Annotated in this window: 14 protein-coding genes and 1 pseudogene; 12 read left to right on the forward strand and 3 right to left on the reverse strand. The window is 47.3% G+C overall.

The window, feature by feature from the left end; all coding sequences use genetic code 11:
* Window positions 1-36: 36 nt before the first annotated feature.
* From TBC1_RS16400 to TBC1_RS16440, 10 genes and pseudogenes are all read left to right on the forward strand, one after another.
* Entirely contained in the window at window positions 37-1,764 is a 1,728-nt protein-coding gene (locus TBC1_RS16400; RefSeq protein WP_137305822.1) for a tetratricopeptide repeat protein, read from the forward strand.
* Between the two features lie 163 nt (window positions 1,765-1,927).
* Window positions 1,928-2,152 (forward strand): annotated as a pseudogene (locus tag TBC1_RS18245) (cyclic nucleotide-binding domain-containing protein); the annotation flags it as partial.
* Between the two features lie 93 nt (window positions 2,153-2,245).
* Window positions 2,246-3,685: an aspartate ammonia-lyase gene (aspA, locus tag TBC1_RS16405; RefSeq protein WP_062045669.1), complete on the forward strand. Its 1,440-nt coding sequence runs from the start codon at window positions 2,246-2,248 to the stop codon at window positions 3,683-3,685.
* Window positions 3,686-3,767: 82 nt separating this feature from the next.
* On the forward strand, window positions 3,768-4,715 hold the full coding sequence (locus tag TBC1_RS16410) for a sensor histidine kinase (protein ID WP_062045181.1): 948 nt from the start codon (window positions 3,768-3,770) through the stop codon (window positions 4,713-4,715).
* Between the two features lie 2 nt (window positions 4,716-4,717).
* A complete protein-coding gene (locus TBC1_RS16415) occupies window positions 4,718-5,368 on the forward strand; it encodes a response regulator (RefSeq protein WP_062045183.1) in 651 nt (216 codons plus the stop codon).
* A gap of 120 nt (window positions 5,369-5,488) precedes the next feature.
* On the forward strand, window positions 5,489-6,772 hold the full coding sequence (locus TBC1_RS16420) for an alginate export family protein (protein WP_062045186.1): 1,284 nt from the start codon (window positions 5,489-5,491) through the stop codon (window positions 6,770-6,772).
* 6 nt (window positions 6,773-6,778) lie between these two features.
* Window positions 6,779-7,717 (forward strand): PstS family phosphate ABC transporter substrate-binding protein, encoded by a 939-nt coding sequence (locus tag TBC1_RS16425; RefSeq protein WP_062045189.1) that lies wholly within the window; start codon window positions 6,779-6,781, stop codon window positions 7,715-7,717.
* Between the two features lie 40 nt (window positions 7,718-7,757).
* A complete protein-coding gene (gene pstC, locus TBC1_RS16430; protein ID WP_201781705.1) occupies window positions 7,758-8,645 on the forward strand; it encodes a phosphate ABC transporter permease subunit PstC in 888 nt (295 codons plus the stop codon).
* Complete coding sequence (pstA, locus tag TBC1_RS16435; protein WP_062045191.1) at window positions 8,642-9,496, forward strand: phosphate ABC transporter permease PstA; 855 nt, start codon at window positions 8,642-8,644, stop codon at window positions 9,494-9,496. Before pstC ends, pstA begins: the two co-directional genes overlap by 4 nt.
* A gap of 5 nt (window positions 9,497-9,501) precedes the next feature.
* Window positions 9,502-10,317 carry a phosphate ABC transporter ATP-binding protein gene (locus TBC1_RS16440; RefSeq protein ID WP_082189678.1) on the forward strand — a complete coding sequence of 272 codons (816 nt, stop codon included), beginning with the start codon at window positions 9,502-9,504 and terminating at the stop codon, window positions 10,315-10,317.
* Window positions 10,318-10,410: 93 nt separating this feature from the next.
* Here the strand turns inward: TBC1_RS16440 and TBC1_RS16445 are convergent, their stop codons facing one another.
* Entirely contained in the window at window positions 10,411-13,422 is a 3,012-nt protein-coding gene (locus tag TBC1_RS16445; protein ID WP_236695691.1) for a PEP/pyruvate-binding domain-containing protein, read from the reverse strand.
* Window positions 13,423-13,578: 156 nt separating this feature from the next.
* Here TBC1_RS16445 and TBC1_RS16450 point away from each other — a divergent pair, with 156 nt between their 5' ends.
* Entirely contained in the window at window positions 13,579-14,496 is a 918-nt protein-coding gene (locus TBC1_RS16450; protein ID WP_062045193.1) for a glutaminase, read from the forward strand.
* Between the two features lie 51 nt (window positions 14,497-14,547).
* Here the strand turns inward: TBC1_RS16450 and TBC1_RS16455 are convergent, their stop codons facing one another.
* Window positions 14,548-15,255: a hypothetical protein gene (locus TBC1_RS16455; RefSeq protein WP_062045195.1), complete on the reverse strand. Its 708-nt coding sequence runs from the start codon at window positions 15,253-15,255 to the stop codon at window positions 14,548-14,550.
* A gap of 252 nt (window positions 15,256-15,507) precedes the next feature.
* Here TBC1_RS16455 and TBC1_RS16460 point away from each other — a divergent pair, with 252 nt between their 5' ends.
* A complete protein-coding gene (locus TBC1_RS16460; protein ID WP_062045196.1) occupies window positions 15,508-17,013 on the forward strand; it encodes an OstA-like protein in 1,506 nt (501 codons plus the stop codon).
* A 96-nt stretch (window positions 17,014-17,109) separates the two neighbouring features.
* Here TBC1_RS16460 and TBC1_RS16465 read toward each other — a convergent pair whose 3' ends face one another.
* Entirely contained in the window at window positions 17,110-18,423 is a 1,314-nt protein-coding gene (locus TBC1_RS16465; protein ID WP_062045199.1) for a DUF389 domain-containing protein, read from the reverse strand.
* Window positions 18,424-18,434 lie beyond the last annotated feature (11 nt).

Raw genomic sequence — 18,434 nt, forward strand, 5'->3', positions numbered from 1 at the left:
CACAAAATTCAGCACCTGATCAGTTGGGAGACAATCATGAAAAAGGCGGAAAAAACCACGCGCGTTTCTTCAGGGAAACGAAACCCGGAACATTTGGTCCTGCCGGGCAAACTGTCGCTTAGTTACCCGCACGCCGCCATTCTGCTGATCCTTACCTTTACTTTTTTACTTTACGCAGGCGCCCTCCGCAACGACTTTATGATTGGCTGGGACGACGGGGAATATCTTACGGCCATATCAGGGGAAGGAAGCATCAATGTGCCGGAGATTTTCAGCAGCTTTCACCTGGGCATGTACCAGCCGCTTGCCGTGCTGAGTATGGCCATCAATTACAAATTATCCGGCCCTGAGCCTTGGATTTTTATTCTGACCAATATACTGCTGCATCTGATGAATACAGCACTGGTATTCCTGCTGATGCGGCGCTGGATGAAAAGCTGGATTGCCGGGGCTATTGTCGCACTGCTGTTTGCCATACATCCCATGCATGTGGAACCGGTGGTCTGGATTTCGGCCCGAAGCTCGGGCCTTTACGCGCTCTTTTTCCTGCTGGGACTGATTGCCTACGACAAATACACAGACCAGGGTCACAGCCTCAGGCAATATCTGTATGTTCTGCTCTTTTTTGTGCTTGCCCTGTTCTCCAAATCCATGGCTGCCACCTTCCCGTTAGTGCTGCTGATGGCAGACTATCTGAAGCAGAGAAAACTCCGCTGGAGATTATTGACTGAAAAAATCCCGTTTTTTGCGGTTTCAATCATTTTCGGCCTTGTTGCAATCAGGGCCTCCGCATCCTTCGGGCATATTACCGTGCTTGAACAGGACTACAACTTTTTTCAGCGGATCTTCCTGATCCTTTACGGTATCTCATTTTACATCCTGAAGCTTTTTGTACCGCTCAACCTGTCGGCAATATATGCTTACCCTGAAATCAGCGGGGGGAAACTCCCGGCCTATGTATTTTCCTCGGTCATCGTCCTGATTGCAGCAATTGCTGTGATCCTTTACCGGCGGAAATACCGCAGGGAGTTTATTTCCGGAGGCATGTTTTTCCTGATTACCATCGGCATGGTCCTTCCATTGTTCTGGTCAAGGATATTCATCACTGCCGACCGGTATACATATATCCCATACATCGGCTTTTTTATGATTATTGGCCGGTATGCCGCCAATCTTTGGGAAACGCGGAATACCATTGACAAAACTACCCGCAGAATGATGCTTTCGGCCTCTGTTTTACTGGTGATTATACTGGGAGCCTCAACCGTTAGCCGGATAACCGTCTGGAAAAACACCCCCACCCTGCTCTCAGATGTAATTGACAAAAAACGTTCTGATGCGGATATGGCCCATGGATACTTTTACCTGGGCAATTATTACGATGCTGAAAACAATGCAGCGGAGGCCATAAAATATTATGATCTTTCATTAAGCCGTAATCCCTCCTACCTGCTTGCATTGAACAACCGTGGCATTCTGAAAGGCAAATCCGGCCAGATCAGTACGGCAATTGCCGATTTTGATCAGGCCATCCGCATCAAACCCGATTATGCCGAAGCATGGTACAACCGGGGCATAGCATATTTTCAGGCCGGCGAACCTGAACACGCCTGCGCCGACTGGAAAGAATCTGCAAGTCATGGTTTTGCACCCGCGCGCCAGGCTATTGGAAGGTATTGCACGGGCGAAAAAATACCAGGTCAGTTACAAATACCTGGGATTGAAGATGGAAGCGGGACTATACCCGGCACAAGGGATAACTGAAAAACGCCCTGTTTTTTCATCCCCTGATAGAAAAACAACTTAAAAACCTAATATTATGAGTACCAACGAAATTAACCGGTTTATCACCGAGATTGAACTTTTTAAAGGACTGGGCGCCACAGAAATTGATCAGGTCGTTTCAGCTATTGAAACGCGCAAATACATGGCAGGCGAATACCTCTTTCAGGAAAGCGGCCCCAGGGAGGCCATTTTCATGATCTATGAAGGAGAAGTGGAGTTGATTAAAAAATCTCCTTTCGGAGCGGAGACAAAACTGAGCTATTTCAGCCGCTTCGACTTCCTTGGAGAAGGCTCACTTACGGAAGAAGCGCCTCACAGCACCAGTGCGCGTGCGAAGCATAAAACCACCGCATTACTGTTGAGCAAGACATTTTTTGCTGAAAACGGCCCTATCGCGCTCAAGATTTTTTCAAATATTGCCAGGGTGATTTCGCGCAGGATGCGGCAGGCGAATGCCAGGATGATCAGTTCCGCCGCACAGTATGAATCGGGCCGCACCCGCACAGAGCATGACCTGCTTGGATTCCGTGAAGTTCCTTACGAGTACTATTACGGAATACAGACATTGCGTGCACTCGAAAATTTCAACATATCGGGGGTGCAGCTCAACTTTTACCCTGTTTTCGCAGAATCGCTGGCCATGGTTAAACTTGCTGCCGCCAAAGCCAACCACGACCTCGGGCTGCTCAGCAAATCCCTGGCTGATGCCATAGTGCGTGCCTGTAATGAAATCATTAATGGAAAATATACCTTTCATTTTGTTGTTGACATGATTCAGGGCGGGGCGGGTACATCCACCAATATGAATGCCAATGAGGTGATTGCGAACCGTGCGCTTGAAATTCTCGGTTATCAGCGGGGACAATATGAATTCTGCCACCCCAACAACCATGTAAACCTTTCACAGTCAACCAACGACGCTTATCCCACCGCGATCAAAATCGCGTTGATCCGGAGTAACGAAAAACTGGTGGAGGTCCTTACCGAGCTGATCTCTTCGTTTAAAATAAAAGCAAATGAATTCGCCCATGTGATCAAGATGGGGCGCACCCAGTTGCAGGATGCAGTACCCATGACCCTGGGACAGGAGTTTGAAGCCTATGCGGTAATGCTTGAAGAGGAAATTGCCCGGCTGAACCAGAATGTGCAGCTTTTCCTCGAAGTCAATATGGGCGGAACGGCCATTGGTACCGGAATCAATGCCGATCCGCGCTACAGCGGCATTGTTATCAATTACCTCCGCGAAATCACCGGAAAACCCATTGTGCTGGCCACCAACCTGGTTGAAGCAACCCAGGACACCGGTGCATTCATCATGTATTCATCAGCGGTGAAAAGACTTGCCGTCAAACTTTCCAAAATCTCAAACGACCTCAGGCTGCTCTCTTCGGGCCCAAGGGCCGGTTTCAACGAAATCAACCTTCCGCCCATGCAGCCCGGCAGCACCATTATGCCTGGTAAGGTCAACCCCGTGATTCCGGAAGTGGTGAACCAGATTGCTTTCAAGGTGATTGGGAATGACCTTACCGTTACCATGGCAGCCGAAGCCGGTCAGCTGGAACTGAACGTGATGGAGCCGATCATCGTGTACAGCCTGTTTGAATCCATCGAAATGCTGAAAAACGGCATGAATACGCTGAACCACCGTTGCATTAAAGGCATCACCGCCAATGAAGACCGCTGCCGCGAAATGGTATACAACAGCATCGGTCTGGTGACTGCCCTCAACCCGGTGATCGGATATGAAGCAGCTACCAGGCTCGCAAAGGAAGCGCTGGAGAAAAACCGTAGTGTTTACGACCTGGTGCTCGAACATAAACTCCTGAGCCAGGAAGAACTCAATGAAATCCTCGACCCCAAAAATATGATTGCGCCGAGGATCATGCCCAAACAAGGATAAACTGACAAGTATGCCAGGCAAGGGGAAGAACGGGCATTGCAGGTTGCAGGGCTTTTTGTTACTTTTGTAGAAACGGTTGACCATGACTTTAAAAATCGCCCTGATTCTTTCCTTTGTCCTTCAGTTTGTGGCTGCCATCATTGCCTTTTCACTTACCAAACGGACAAGGACCAACATCGCCTGGTGGCTGATCTCTTTTGGATTCCTGCTGATGGCCGTCAGGAGAATCTTTGAATTCTTCCAGATTTCCGATTCAGACAGCCGGCTGATCACCGGCATGCTGAGTACCTGGACCGGCGTACTGATCTCGGTGCTGATGCTTGGCAGTCTGATCTTTATCAAACGGATCTTCAATATTCAGAAAAGGATGGATGACCTGAGGAAAGCAAATGAATCGAGGGTACTTTCTGCCATTGTAAGAACCGAAGAAAACGAACGGCTTAATTTTGCCAAGGAATTGCACGACGGACTCGGGCCATTGCTTTCATCGGTCAAGATGGCCGTATCGTCTGCACACGCAGGAAACAACAGTCCGCAGAACATGGAAGTGATGATCCATGCCGAAAAACTGATCGATGAATCCATCACTTCGCTGAAGGAGATTTCCAATAAACTGAGTCCGCACGTACTGAATAATTTGGGGCTCAAAAAGGCCGTAAAATCATTTATCACCCATATGTCGCCGGTCGATAACCTGAACATCAGTTTCGATTCAAACCTGGGTGAAAAGCGATATCCATACAATACCGAGGTGGTGCTATACCGGGTGATCTGTGAACTGATCAACAATTCACTCAAGCATGCCGAAGCCCGGAACATTTACATAACGCTGATGGATGAAGCGGACGGCATACGGCTCGATTACCTTGACGATGGCATAGGATTCGACAGCAAAATACTGGAAATAGGTGAAAAAGGCATGGGATTTGCCAATATCCGGTCCAGAATTAAATCGCTGAACGGGACCATTGAAATCTATTCGGTGCCCAATGAAGGCGTCAGGGTGAATGTTATAATAGGAAAATCCTGAAAATGAACAACCTGAAACCTTTTTCAGTTTATCTGGTGGACGACCACAAGCTCTTCAGGGAGGGGCTGAGCCTGTTGCTGAGAAATCTTCCGTATGTAAGTCAGGTTTTCCAGGCTTCGGACGGCGGTGCATTTCTCTCCGGTTTAAATCAGCAACTACCTGAGCTGGTATTTATGGACATCAGCATGCCCGGGCTCGACGGTATAGAAACAACCCGGAAAGCGCTTGAAATCTGCCCGGACCTGAAAATCATCGCATTGTCAATGTATGCCGACGAGGATTATACCTCGCGCATGATCAGCGCGGGAGCCCGCGGGTTTATTCTCAAAAACTCGGGATTGCAGGAGGTGGAAGAATGTATGAAAGCGGTGATGTCGGGTCACAATTACTTTTCTCCGGAAATTCTGGACGGAATACTGAAAAATATCACCAAAAAGGAGAAACAGCCCCGGAATTCCGAACTATCCGAAAGGGAAACCGAAGTGCTCTACCGGATATGCCAGGGACTTTCGAACCAGGAAATTGCCGGGCGGCTGAGAATCAGCAAACGGACGGTGGACAAACACCGCGAAAACCTGCTGCAGAAAACCGATTGTAAAAATACTGCGGGGCTGGTGATGTTTGCGATCAGAAACGGGATTGTGGAAGTATAATTTTACTACGCTTTTAGACGTATGATTACGCTTTAAAGCTTATTTCGTAATTACGCATAAACACTGTTTCCGGTAAAATGAGTTGGCGCTAATTTTGAATATTCAAAATTATCTCCACTTATGAAACACGCCTTTAACAGACGGAATCTCGCCCTGATTTTGCTGATATTTGTTTATCAGGGGGTAAATGCACAGTTTTCCGTTGATGCCCAGTTCCGTACCCGTGGTGAAGTACGCGACGGTTACCAGAAAATAAATCCTGAAGATGCCTCGCCTGCTGCGCTGATCTCTCAGCGGACAAGATTATCCTTTACTTACGAAACCTCCAGACTCAGGTTGAAGATTGTTCCCCAGGATGTCAGGTTATGGGGAGATCAGGCCAAAATAAGTGCCACCGGGGTTGGTGACAATCCTTCACTGGATCTTTATGAAGCCTTCGCCGAACTCAGGATATCGGATGCTATGAGCCTGACTGCAGGCCGTCAGGAACTTATTTACGACAACGGCAGGATGCTTGGAAACCGCAACTGGAATCAGAACGGGATCAGCTATGATGCGCTCGTGCTGAAATACCGCCAGAACGGCTGGAAAATTGACGCCGGTGCTTCCTGGAACACTCTTTCGGATGCATCATACGGCAACCTTTATCCCAACGCGCGTATAAAATCGCTGAACTATCTGTGGATCAACAAAAAGGTAAGTGAAAAACTGAATCTTTCGTTTCTCCATATCTCAGCTGGCTACACCAAAACGGATACGACAGATCCGATGAATTTCAGGCATACAAGCGGAATTTACGGAAATTACAGTGGAGAAAAGCTGAATTGCCAGGGCAATGCATACTACCAGTATGGTTATAACCGGAAAGGGCATAAACTGAGTGCCACGCTGATAGAAGCCGAGATCAGCCTGAAAACAGGAAAACTGACACCCGGCGCCGGGGTCAGCCTTCTTTCGGGAAATGACAAAATGCCTGGTCCCGATGAAACCGATAAGCTCTTCGATCCGCTTTACGGAAACAGACACGGTTTTAACGGGAATATGGACTATTTCACCAATTACCCTGCACAAACCGGGCAGGGTGGTCTGGCCGATTACTATTTATGGCTCGATTACAAATTCTCGAAGAAAGTTTCAGTAAGAAATACCTTTCATTACTTTAACCTTGCCGGGACCTATCCGGGCACTACCGATGACAAAGCGCTCGGAATTGAAAACGATCTGATTCTGAAATACAGGTTCAGTGACTGGGGCAATCTGGAAAGCGGATATATTTTCTTCAATCAGACAGAAACGTTAAAAGAAATTCAGCAAACCGATTCTGACAATTTCAATCAGTTTTTCTACGTACAGCTTACGCTTACGCCCAATCTTTTCAAGCAGACAAACTCCACTTTAAAATAACAGGTCATGAAACGCAGCATAATATTGTTTGCAATTGCATCAGCCATAGTGTTATCAGGTTGTGCATCACGGAAAAAGAAAGACAACACCATTACCCTTTCAGGTGCATTTGCACTTTATCCCCTCGCTGTTAAATGGACGGAAGAATACAGCAAAATCAATCCCGAAGTGAGGTTCAATGTTTCCGGGGGTGGTGCGGGTAAAGGAATGGCCGATGCGTTGGCGGGAGCCGTTGACCTAGGCATGTTTTCGCGGGAGATCTCGGCTGAGGAGAAAAGCAAAGGTGTCTGGTGGGTTGGCCTTACCATAGATGCGGTGGTGCCCACCATCAGCAGTCAGAATCCCTATCTGCCGGTGCTAAGGCAACAGGGGCTTAGCCGCAGCGACTTCAAAGCCATCTTTATTGATAAAACCGCCGTTGACTGGGGTGAACTGCTGGGCCAGCCTGAAAAAGCCGGGATAACCATATACACCCGCTCCGACGCATGCGGGGCCGCTGAAACCTGGGCCAAATATCTTGAAGGACATCAGGAAAACCTGGCCGGAATTGGCATTTACGGGGATCCGGGCATGGCCGATGCTGTTGCAAAAGATAAGCTTGGACTGGGATTCAACAATACCATATTTGCCTATGACATCAAAACCGGAAAAAAAAGGCCGGGAATGGAAATCGCACCCATTGACATCAATGATAATGGCATGATAGATCCCGAAGAAGATTTCTACGAAACGTTCGACGGGATTCTGGAGGCCATTGCCAACGGCGTCTATCCTTCGCCTCCTGCGCGTGAGCTTTACTTTGTCGCAAAAGGGAAACCTCAGAAACAGGCCACGCTCGATTTCATCCGCTGGTGCCTGACTGAAGGACAGCAGTATGTGAAGGAAGCAGGCTATGTTCCCATCGACAATGAAAAAATCGATTCCTATCTGAAAAAACTCGGATAATCACCCGCCTGCCAACAGGCACAAAAAGAATTATAAACCTATGCAGTTGCGGCGACAGATCATCGACAAGCTGAACGGATTCTGGATGATTACCACCCTGGTAACCATACTGATATTGCCTTTGGTCATCTGCATCGGTTTGTATATCAAGGCTGCTCCCATTTTTGAACAACATTCATTTCTGGAGCTGGTTTTCACATCCAAATGGGAGCCTTCGAGGGGGACATTCGGATTCTGGCCATTTATAGCAGGTTCGCTTTATGTAACCCTGCTTTCATTTCTTTTTACGGCACCCGTCTGCCTTCTGGCAGCCCTCTACCTTACCCAGTTTGCCCCCAGGGCACTTATCCGCATCATGCATCCGGTAATTGATGTACTTGCAGGATTGCCCTCTGTAATTTACGGGGTTTGGGGAATACTTGTCATCGTTCCCTTTGTTTCGGCCCTCTCCGTTCCGTTATCAGGGTCCCCGTCATCGGGGTATTCGGTGCTCGCAGGGGGCATCGTACTTGCAGTAATGGTCATCCCTTACACCCTCAATATGCTGATCGAAGTGTTCAATACGGTCCCCAGCGGGCTGAAAGAAGCCTCCCTTTCGCTGGGTGCAACCATGTGGGAATCGGTAAAACATGTCGTCATCAGGGGCAATTACCCCGGCATCATCTCCGCCTATGGCCTTGGAATTGCCAAGGCATTCGGTGAAACCATCGCGGTGATGATGGTCGTGGGCAACGTGGTTAAAGCATCGGGCAATCCCTTTAATGCGGCTTACCCGCTGCCGGCCCTGATCGCCAATAATTACGGTGAAATGCTATCCATACCCATGTATGACTCCGCACTGATGTTTGCTGCATTTCTGCTGTTGATCATCATCCTGGTTATCAATTTATTCTTCAGGTTACTTATCCATAAAACCAAAAGGCTATGAGACGATACAAAATGCTTGAAGAAAAGTTCTTCATCCGGCTTTCAGCCCTGTTCACCTATTCGCTGATTGCCGTGCTCGCCTTTATCATTGTTGTAATTTTTTACAAGGGATTTGCAGCCCTCAACTGGGACATGGTACTTAAAACGCCTAAAGGCGGTTATTACTATGGTGGAGAAGGCGGGGTACTCAACGCGATCACAGGATCCCTCTATATAGCCATCGGCGCAACCCTGATTGCAGTGCTGATCGGTATGCCGGCTGCCCTCTACCTGAACGTTCAGCTGATCAGGTACCGTCGTACACAGAACACCATCCGCTACTTTCTTGATGCTTTGTGGGGTATCCCATCCATTGTTTATGGTGCATTTGGCTTTACGCTGATGTTATTTTTCGGCATGAATGCTTCCCTGCTGGCAGGGATAATTACCGTTGCCCTGCTGATTTCGCCCATCATGGTGCGCACCTTCGATGAGGTACTGTGCACCATCCCGAAAGGATTGCATGAAGCCTCTCTGGCCCTGGGATCCACCCGCACTGAAACTGCTTTCCGGGTCATGTTCAAGCAAGGGTTTCCCGGATTTATTACGGCAATATTGCTATCCTTCGGCAGGGGCATAGGCGACGCTGCCTCAGTGCTGTTCACCGCGGGTTACACCGATAACATCCCCGTGACCCTTGATGAACCTGCAGCCACGTTGCCCCTTGCAATTTTCTTTCAGCTCGGGTCGCCGATCCCGGAAGTGCGCGACAGGGCATTTGCCGCTTCCATCATTCTTACGATCATTATTCTGAGCATCAGCCTCGGTGCGCGCCTGCTGTCGAAGCGATTTTCAAAAACCAACCTGAAGTAAAAAACATGGGCAATCCATATTTATCTCCGAAAAGCAGTGAACAACTCAGGGTTCTCAGGGCTACCGAGCCGGAAGCAGTGCTCCGGGTAAGCAATCTGAATGTAAGTGCCGGTGACCACCATATACTAAAGAATATTAACCTGGAAATACCCAAAAACCGCATTACCGTGCTGCTCGGACCCTCGGGCTGCGGTAAAACCACCCTGCTGAAATGCATGAACAAGCTCACCGACCTTTACCGGGAGCTTAAGGTAACCGGGAATATTTATATCGACAATGATGATATATTAAACACCACTGCCAGCATACCGGATATCCGGCAAAAAATGGGTTTGCTATCGCAAAGGCCCTACCCTTTGCCGGTTTCTATATACAAGAATGTAGCATACGGCTTAAAACTGAAGGGCGTCCGCGACAAAAAACTGGTTGCATTCAGCGTTGAAAAGCATCTCAGGGAAGTCGGCCTGTGGGAGGAAGTAAAAAACCGCCTGAATTCACCGGCATCCAGTCTGTCAATCGGGCAGCAGCAAAGGCTTTGCCTGGCACGCGGACTGGCCGTAAAACCAGGGATTATTCTGGCCGATGAACCGACCTCCGCACTAGATCCCACTTCCAGCAAAATCATTGAGGATCTTTTCAGGGACATGAAAAAGCACTATACCATCATTCTTGTAACCCATGTGCTGCGGCAGGCAATCAGGCTGGCCGACCATGTAATTTTTATGCATGATGGTGAAATCATTGAGCAGGGCTCACCCGAAGAACTGTTTGAAAATGCCCGCACGGATAAACTCAGGGCTTACCTGGTTGACGGCAATTAAGGCGCAGTTTGAAAAGCAGTAAATCTGCAGATTATCCTGTTTCTTTATTCAGCAGCTTATGCAGCGCGGTCGTGACCTGCATGTATGGAATTTTTACTCTACCCGGGCTGAATCCGGAATCTGCGGTTTCATCACCACGCCGAGGTTTTTCTTACCGTCGATCATGATCACCAGCGGCTGTTCAAACCTGATGTGACGGATCACCTCGTCTTCATAGAATGGAGTCTGTGAAGCAAGAAAATCGAGATCATAATGTCCGTCTTTCAAGAATGGGTTGATGGTAAAATACCCCACCCTGAAAGAGGTGAGATTCTGAAAGAAATGCGTTCCCTGGCTCGGATCGATCCGGTAATGCTCCAGGCCAGACTCAACGATAACCCGGGCAGCAGAAATCTGAGGCCATTTTACCGGAATTCCCAGCCAGGGGTCATTGCTTCCCCAGCGGCCAGGGCCTACCAGCACATAGTTGCGCTTTTCAGAAAGAAAACTTTCATTCAGACTTCCGACCCTGATTGCAGTTTCTTTATTGGCCGCCGGATTAAACGACTCGGGTTTGATATAAACAATATCATACACGTCGCGGATAATGCCATTGCCCAGAGCATGATGAGCATAGATAACCGTATCCTGTTCAACCACATCCTCAAGATGGGCTTCGATGGCTTCCCTGTTATCGACAATCGGCCTGATCTGCAACAAATTGAACAGCGCAGGATTACCTTTGGGACGATTCAGGTCCACCGCAAATTCAATTTCAACGGGTTTACTCATCTCTCGCTGCCCGGTTTCAAGCACGGTGGCAAGAATCTCGGCCAGAGGAAATATATTATGGGTTAAGATATTTGAAAAAGTCACGATCCGTTTTCCTGATCCGAACATACCATCGCGAAGCATATTGCTCTCATAGTCAAAAGTGGAGATGATATTTTTCAACGAACCATCTGATTCACCATCCGGAATATTCAACCTCAATAGATTGGAACTGTCATCGGTTGAAGGCGTAAATGTACCCGGGCGAAGGTCCAGGGCATAAAAGTGCTTCTGCGTTTCGCGCAGGGCAAATTCAGGCGTAGATAACTGAAGAACTTTCCTGGGGTAGCGTGGTGAAAACCTCAGGGTCAGCCCGCCATCAACAATATACTTCCCGAGACCGAGTGCAATGTTGGCTATTCCGTCCTCCGGTTTTTCCGGAGCGATCGGATAAAAATTTATCGAACGGGCGACTCCTGACATTGTCGGATAAAAACGGTCCCCGTATTGTGTGCCGGTTACCTCCTGTAGCACGATGGCCATTTTTTCTTCATCAATAACATTGGACGTTGCCGTCATGTATGATTTTGAATCCCTGAAAAAGGCCGATGCATAAACACTTTTAATGGCATTGCTCAGATTTTCGATGGTCATCCGCTCATCATTCAAAAAATTAGGAACCATATAAGTGGAGTAGATTCCGGCAAATGGCTGATAGTAGCTATCTTCAAGCATACTCGAAGATCTTACGGCTATCGGTTTATTTACCACGGAGATGAAAGTGTAAAGATCCTCATGCAAGCGGAAAGGAAGCCTTCCTGCAATGAAATGATCGAGAATCTCCTCATCTGAAATATCTGAGAGCGCAATCTTATAGAGGTTATTATCTTCCATAAACTCATCGAAGATATCCGCCCCGAGCACCACCGTACGGGGAATGGTAACGATTACCCCCGGCCATTTGTCAAGCAGGCGGTTGCGTTTGATCATCGAATCGAGAAAGGCAAGTCCACGGGCTTTACCTCCGATAGACCCCTGCCCTACCCTGGTAAAACTCAGATACTCATCAAAACTTTCGCGGTTAAATTCAGCGATGATTCCCCGTGCTTTATTCAACCTGAACGTAGCGATGGCATCGAAAATAAAGCGACGGATTTCATCCAGATCGCTGAAGTCGCCCGGGCGAAGATCGCGAAAAAGCTCGGCAAGCGGGAACAAAGCTCTGGCATACAACCACTTGGAAACGTGGTTGCGATAGATGTGGTAAGCAAGGGAATTATCCGGAATTTCAAAAATCTTTTGCTGAAGGGCTTTCAGGTCGGCAGCACGGGCAACTTCGAGCCGGGTGTCAGGATCTACAAAAACAAAATCGCCGAAGGCAAAATACTGCTTTATAAAATTCCTCAGTTCGATGGAGAGCGTCTTTGACTGCTTGTGCAGAAAGCCAACCCTGAGGCTGCGCGCCACTTCGGAATTTGCAAGGTCTGATGACTGCATCAGAATGGGCATAAACTCATCGTCCCGTTTTACCTTTTCCACCAGTCTGATGCCTGCCTGCTGATCTTCACGGCCATTTCTCGGATAAGAAGTATCGGTGATGATCCCGAGCAGGTTATTTTTATACTTTTCGTAATAGCTGACAGCCTCCTCGTAATTGGTAGCAAGCAATATCTTAGGTCTGCCCCGCATGCGCAGCATCATCTGGTGCTCATTCAGTCCTTCGGTCATAAAGGCCTTCGACTGCTTGAAAATGATTTTGTAAATATTCGGCAAATAGCTGGAGTAGAACCGGATAGAGTCTTCAACCAACAAGATCACCTGAACGCCCACCTCTTTCACATCATTCTCGGCGTTCATTCTGTCTTCTATCAGTTTGATAATGGCAAGCAGAATGTCGGCATTGCCAAGCCAGCAAAACACATAATCAATTACTGACAGGTCTTCATTGGCCAGGGTAAGGGTAACTTCGCGCGAAAACGAAGTCAGCACCACTATGGGTTTTTGCGGATATTGTGCCTTGATCCTTTTTGCAGAATCAAAATTCTCGCTCTTCCCCATGCTAAGCATGGTGATAATAAGATCAATATTTTGATTTTCAAGCACCTTCATAGCTTCAGCCTCTGATGATACCTGGATAAACTGAGGGGGATACCGGAGGCTGAGTGAAACATACTCGATAAATATCTGCTCATCAATACGGCCGTCGCCCTCCAGAACGAAGGAATCATAATTACTTGCAATCAGCAGTACATTGTAAATCCGTTTTTTCATCAGATTGATGAAAGCCGTATCGTCAAAATAGAATTTCTTTGCGAGTAACGCGTAAGGGGTTGATTGCATAGTCTTAATATTCATATCACAAATATAGATTATTCCGGTTAAATTTGCACAGGCAGTCCGTGAGGCATCTGTAAAATAACGATACACCGGGTGGTTTTGACCGGCTCACAGGAACACTTTATATAACAAGCCACGGCCAATAAGTTCACAAAAATTAACTTTATCCGCATAATGACATCTTACACCGGGATTATTGAAAGCATTGCAAGGGAAATAAAACCCCTGCTGAACAAAGGAAAGGTTGCTACCTATATTCCTGCTTTATCGAGAATTAATCCGCAAAAATTCGGCATGGCCGTGGCTACTGTCAGGGGAGAACTCTTTACAACCGGAGATGCTACCGAAAACTTCAGCATTCAAAGCATTTCCAAGGTTTTTACCCTTGCCATGGTGATGGACCGAATGGGAGATTCCCTGTGGGACAGGGTAGGCCGCGAGGCTTCAGGGAACCCCTTCAACTCACTGGTGCAGCTTGAATACGAAAACGGCAAGCCCCGCAACCCCTTTATCAATGCCGGAGCACTGGTAGTCACCGATTGCGTGATTTTTGAAAACGAGGATCCGCTTACCGGGTTGATAGATTTTGTCAGAAATTGCTCAGGAAATCCGTCTATAGATTATGACAGGGAGGTTGCCCGTTCTGAAAAGGAAACGGGGCACCGCAACGCAGCCCTGGCCAACTTCCTGAAAAGTTACGACAATCTGGCCAATGATGTGGACCGTGTGCTGAACCTCTATTTTCACCAATGTGCACTTTCGATGAGTTGCGTTGATCTTGCGAAATCATTTCTTTTTCTTGCCAACGGCGGAACCGACCCTGTCAGCGGAAAGGTCATCTGCGGACCGAGGCAGGCCAAGCGCATCAACGCACTTATGCAGACCTGCGGTCTTTACGATGAAGGCGGAGAATTTGCCTACCGTGTCGGGCTGCCAGGTAAAAGCGGTGTAGGCGGTGGCATTGTGGCGGTAATGCCGGGCGAACTGTCGGTGGCCGTATGGTCGCCGGGACTCAATACCGCCGGGAATTCCCTGGCCGGTATGATGGCCCTGGAGCTTTTTACAACCTATACTGCCAGATCCATCTTCTGAAAACCCGGCTGCATTATAAATAATTGTCTTAAACAACCTTAATTCCATGGCTCATCCTGCCCCGGGCTCAGTTCCGGACGATCCCTGTCTCGCCGAAGAAGGCTCACTGTATCGTTCAATAAGATCTATCATTTTCGCGGTATTGGCATTCTGCTTGTCAGAAATATCATACAATTCTGACATTGTGAGTTGATCACCCCTGGTCGAAATAAAAGTATTGAGATTCATCAGATCGGAGAACCAGTTGGTAACAACAATCATAAGCTGTGTGAGGTTAGCCCTGCTGCTTTGCAGTTCGAGCGGAGGTTTGAATATAAAATGGGACACGATATCAATTAATCCGATGGCTCCAAAAGCAATGGACAGAATCATTTTACCCTGTGCAGCAAAAACCACCGCAACCACAATAAGTCCTATCCCGAGCATAAATGCAAGCACATACATCCAAAGCACGAACTTGTAGGCTGTTTTGGCATCGCGGATTACCTCCTGAAGCGATGACTTGATGCTCATGATTGTCTGCATGGTGTTTTCCAGATTATTCAGTAGCAGGGTGTTGCTCTTGCCGAAATATTCAATGTTTAAACTATTGAATTTTCTGGCGTTGACCGACATCTCACCCAGAACAGCAAGCAGCCTGTTAAGCTCAGCTTTGTCATCCGGTTCAACAGACTGATCAGCATCCAACTTTACAGAAACATTTTCATCACGAAACAGAAACTCGTGAATATAATTATAAGCCAGATCTTTGTTTTTCATTTCATGAAAATTTAAGGTGAATGATAAAAACCATTTCAATAAAACTGAAAATCAATTCACAGAAAAAAAAAGGTCAGCAGATTTAAGCGTAAGTCAGATATTTCATAAGTAATAAACAAGCCAATATTCATATTGTTGCCTGAAATATTTCAGTTTAGCAAAGCACTGACCGGCCCCGATCCATAATATCAATTCAGGCCCTTTGCATGGCAATAATTTCTTAGTTTTGCGGTTATAATTGCAAACGTAACGATGCGCCTGCCTTTTCTGCTGATTCAGCTTATTTTGTTTTCAAGTTTGATGGTTTCTGCCCAGCAACCCCGAAAAATAAGGCTGGTGCAGGCGGATGTAATGGCGTACAACAAAGCGCTGGGTGAAAATGTACAGCGCATCATCGGAAATGCGGTTTTCGAGCATGAAGGAGCCTTCCTCTATTGTGATTCCGCACATCTGAACAATGCAACCAACAGCATGAAAGCCTATAGCAGGGTGCACATCAAGGCCAGCGACACCCTTAACCTTTACGGCGATTCGATTTATTACAGTGGCGAGACCCGGATTGCGGAAGTATTTGACAATGTAAAACTGATCGACAACCGGACCATCCTGACCACTGACAAATTGATTTACGACAGAAATACGGGCATCGCATTTTACCTCACCGGAGGTCATATTGTGAACGACCAGAATACGCTTGACAGCAAACGGGGTTATTATCACACCAATACCAAGGATTTCTTTTTCCGCGACCATGTTGTGCTGACCAACCCCGATTATGTGATGAATTGCGATACCCTGCAATACAATACCCAGAGCAAAATATCATGGTTCAGTGGGCCAACCACCATCAAAGGCGAAGAAACTGATATTTACGCAGAAAACGGATGGTACAACACCGTAACGGATATTGCTGAGTTTGATGAGAATGCCCGGGTTAAAAACGGTGATCAGGTACTTACCGGCGACAGTCTGTATTATGAACGTACAAATGGTTTCGGAGAGGCCTTCAGGAACATTATGGTTATTGATACCGTGCAAAATATGATTTCGTTCGGACAGTATGCCCGTTACCGCAAGGATCTGGGATACACCCTGATCACCGGGAAGCCCGAGGCCTTGTTTATCGAAGATCAGGACACGTTGTTTTTGCATGCCGACACCCTGCGGGCAACCTTTGATTCAGCTCAGAAAACCAAAGAAATCTTTGCCTTTTACCATGTAAAGTTTTTTCGCACCGACCTGCAGGGGATGACCGATTCACTGATCTACAAATTCAGCGACAGCACCATGCGCATGCTCAGATCTCCTGTGTTATGGACTGAAGAAAACCAGATGACTTCCGACTCCATTCATGTCCTTACCGGTAATGAAGAGGTGAAGGAACTCCGGCTCTTCAACAACGCATTCATCATTTCGAGCGATACCTTAGGAAGTGGGTACAACCAGATTAAAGGGCGGAACATGAAAGGCTATTTCATTGACAATGAGCTGATCAAGATCCAGGTAGAGGGCAATGCCGAAACGATTTACTGGGTAAGGGAGGAAGACGGAACCCTGACCGGAATCAACAAGGCTTTCGCGAGTAATATGAGCATCAGGTTGCGTGACAGGAAAATAAAGCAGATCATTTACATCGAAAAACCCACCGCTGTATTGCACCCCGAAGGCGAACTCAGCCAGGAAGAGTTGCTGTTGAAAAATTTTATCTGGCTTGACGACCGGAGACCAAAGAAGCGCGAAGATATCTTTACCTGGTAGCGGATCAAACCAACACCCGGAACCGGACCTGCACGAATTCAGGTGCATTCGGAAACCGATGAACAACTCCGGTCATTTTCGGACTGACAAACAGGCCTATTCTGTTTCAAACAACACCTTTACAGCCTCTGTATTCAGCCGTCTTTTAAGCCACGTTATAATACGTTGCCTGTCTTCCTGTTCCGGATTATCATTTTTGAACGTCAGCACAACCTGGCCAACGCGTTTTTGCTCACGCGCCGGCATTGTGTATAAATAAGTTTCAGCGTAAGAGCACGACACCACATCAGGAAAAATTGCGTTAAGTTCAGCCAGCAACGCTTCTCCCACAAGCGGCTTTTTTTCAAGACTATCCGCTTTACGTTCAGATTCAGCCAACTGCATGTTCAGGCGGCTGATCTCGAGTTTCAGGTTATCGACCTCCGAATTTGACGATTCATTGAGCGAGAAACCCTGTCGAATGTTAAGCGTGGCATTTCCGAGAGAAAAATCCCTGGCTTTTTCTTCCAGCATAAGTTTGTGATCTTCAGTAAGTGTATTTCCTCCATAAACCATCATTATTTCGCGGGTGCCGGGATTGCTTTCGTATCTAAGCAGGTAGCTGCCTTCAAAAACGCTGACATTTTTTGTAAACCGGGCAACATTTTCATTGAAACGCTCTTTCTGCACCAAACCATAACCGAAGTAAATGCTTGGCAGAATGGTAATGACAATCACCACTGAGATCCACTGGTTCACCTTTTTCTTGTGCGCTTCTCCGGCTAATGTAATAATGGGAAATTTCAACAACTGCGAAACAACCATGGCTGCGATGGCAATAAACACGGTATTGATCGTAAAAAGATAAAAGGCACCGAAGAAAAACTGAAACTGCGCGGTAGCCAGGCCATATCCTGCAGTGCAAAGCGGCGGCATCAGGGCAGTGGCAATGGCCACACCGGGTATTACATTTCCCTTTTGCTTGCTGCTGATGGCAACAATTCCGGAAAGGCCGCCAAACAAAGCGATCAGCACATCGTAAATGGTCGGACTTGTGCGTGCAAGCAGTTCAGAATGTGCAGTCGAAACAGGACTTAAAGCAAAATAACCCGTGGAGGCCGTAAGCCCGGCAGCAACTGCGAACCCGAAGTTTTTGAGGGCAGTGCGGAAAAGCGGAAAATTGTATGTGGCTACAGAATAGCCTATCCCGTTAATCGGACCCATCAATGGAGAGATCAGCATGGCACCGATAATTACCGCAGTGGAGTTCATATTCAACCCGACGGAAGCAACTATGATCGCAAAAATCAGGATCCACAGATTCGTTCCTTTGAAAATTATATCCTTCTCAATTGTCTGGTGAATCTTATCAAAATCCTCAACCTCGCTCTCAAGATTAAGATAATGAAGCAACTGCTTGATTACACTCATATTAGTTCAAT

Origin of the sequence: Lentimicrobium saccharophilum, from assembly GCF_001192835.1 — a bacterium.
Classification (GTDB): Bacteria; Bacteroidota; Bacteroidia; order Bacteroidales; family Lentimicrobiaceae; genus Lentimicrobium; species Lentimicrobium saccharophilum.

Excerpts from the sequence above, each read along its gene's own strand:
- TBC1_RS16425 (WP_062045189.1), top strand. The coding sequence starts at position 6,779 with ATGAAACGCAGCATAATATTGTTTGCAATTGCATCAGCCATAGTGTTA.
- aspA (WP_062045669.1), top strand. The coding sequence starts at position 2,246 with ATGATCAGTTCCGCCGCACAGTATGAATCGGGCCGCACCCGCACAGAG.
- TBC1_RS16420 (WP_062045186.1), top strand. The coding sequence starts at position 5,489 with ATGAAACACGCCTTTAACAGACGGAATCTCGCCCTGATTTTGCTGATA.
- TBC1_RS16415 (WP_062045183.1), top strand. The coding sequence starts at position 4,718 with ATGAACAACCTGAAACCTTTTTCAGTTTATCTGGTGGACGACCACAAG.
- TBC1_RS16440 (WP_082189678.1), top strand. The coding sequence starts at position 9,502 with ATGGGCAATCCATATTTATCTCCGAAAAGCAGTGAACAACTCAGGGTT.
- TBC1_RS16460 (WP_062045196.1), top strand. The coding sequence starts at position 15,508 with ATGCGCCTGCCTTTTCTGCTGATTCAGCTTATTTTGTTTTCAAGTTTG.
- TBC1_RS16400 (WP_137305822.1), top strand. The coding sequence starts at position 37 with ATGAAAAAGGCGGAAAAAACCACGCGCGTTTCTTCAGGGAAACGAAAC.
- TBC1_RS16450 (WP_062045193.1), top strand. The coding sequence starts at position 13,579 with ATGACATCTTACACCGGGATTATTGAAAGCATTGCAAGGGAAATAAAA.
- TBC1_RS16455 (WP_062045195.1), bottom strand. The coding sequence starts at position 15,255 with ATGAAAAACAAAGATCTGGCTTATAATTATATTCACGAGTTTCTGTTT.
- TBC1_RS16410 (WP_062045181.1), top strand. The coding sequence starts at position 3,768 with ATGACTTTAAAAATCGCCCTGATTCTTTCCTTTGTCCTTCAGTTTGTG.
- TBC1_RS16465 (WP_062045199.1), bottom strand. The coding sequence starts at position 18,423 with ATGAGTGTAATCAAGCAGTTGCTTCATTATCTTAATCTTGAGAGCGAG.
- TBC1_RS16445 (WP_236695691.1), bottom strand. The coding sequence starts at position 13,422 with ATGAATATTAAGACTATGCAATCAACCCCTTACGCGTTACTCGCAAAG.
- pstC (WP_201781705.1), top strand. The coding sequence starts at position 7,758 with ATGCAGTTGCGGCGACAGATCATCGACAAGCTGAACGGATTCTGGATG.
- pstA (WP_062045191.1), top strand. The coding sequence starts at position 8,642 with ATGAGACGATACAAAATGCTTGAAGAAAAGTTCTTCATCCGGCTTTCA.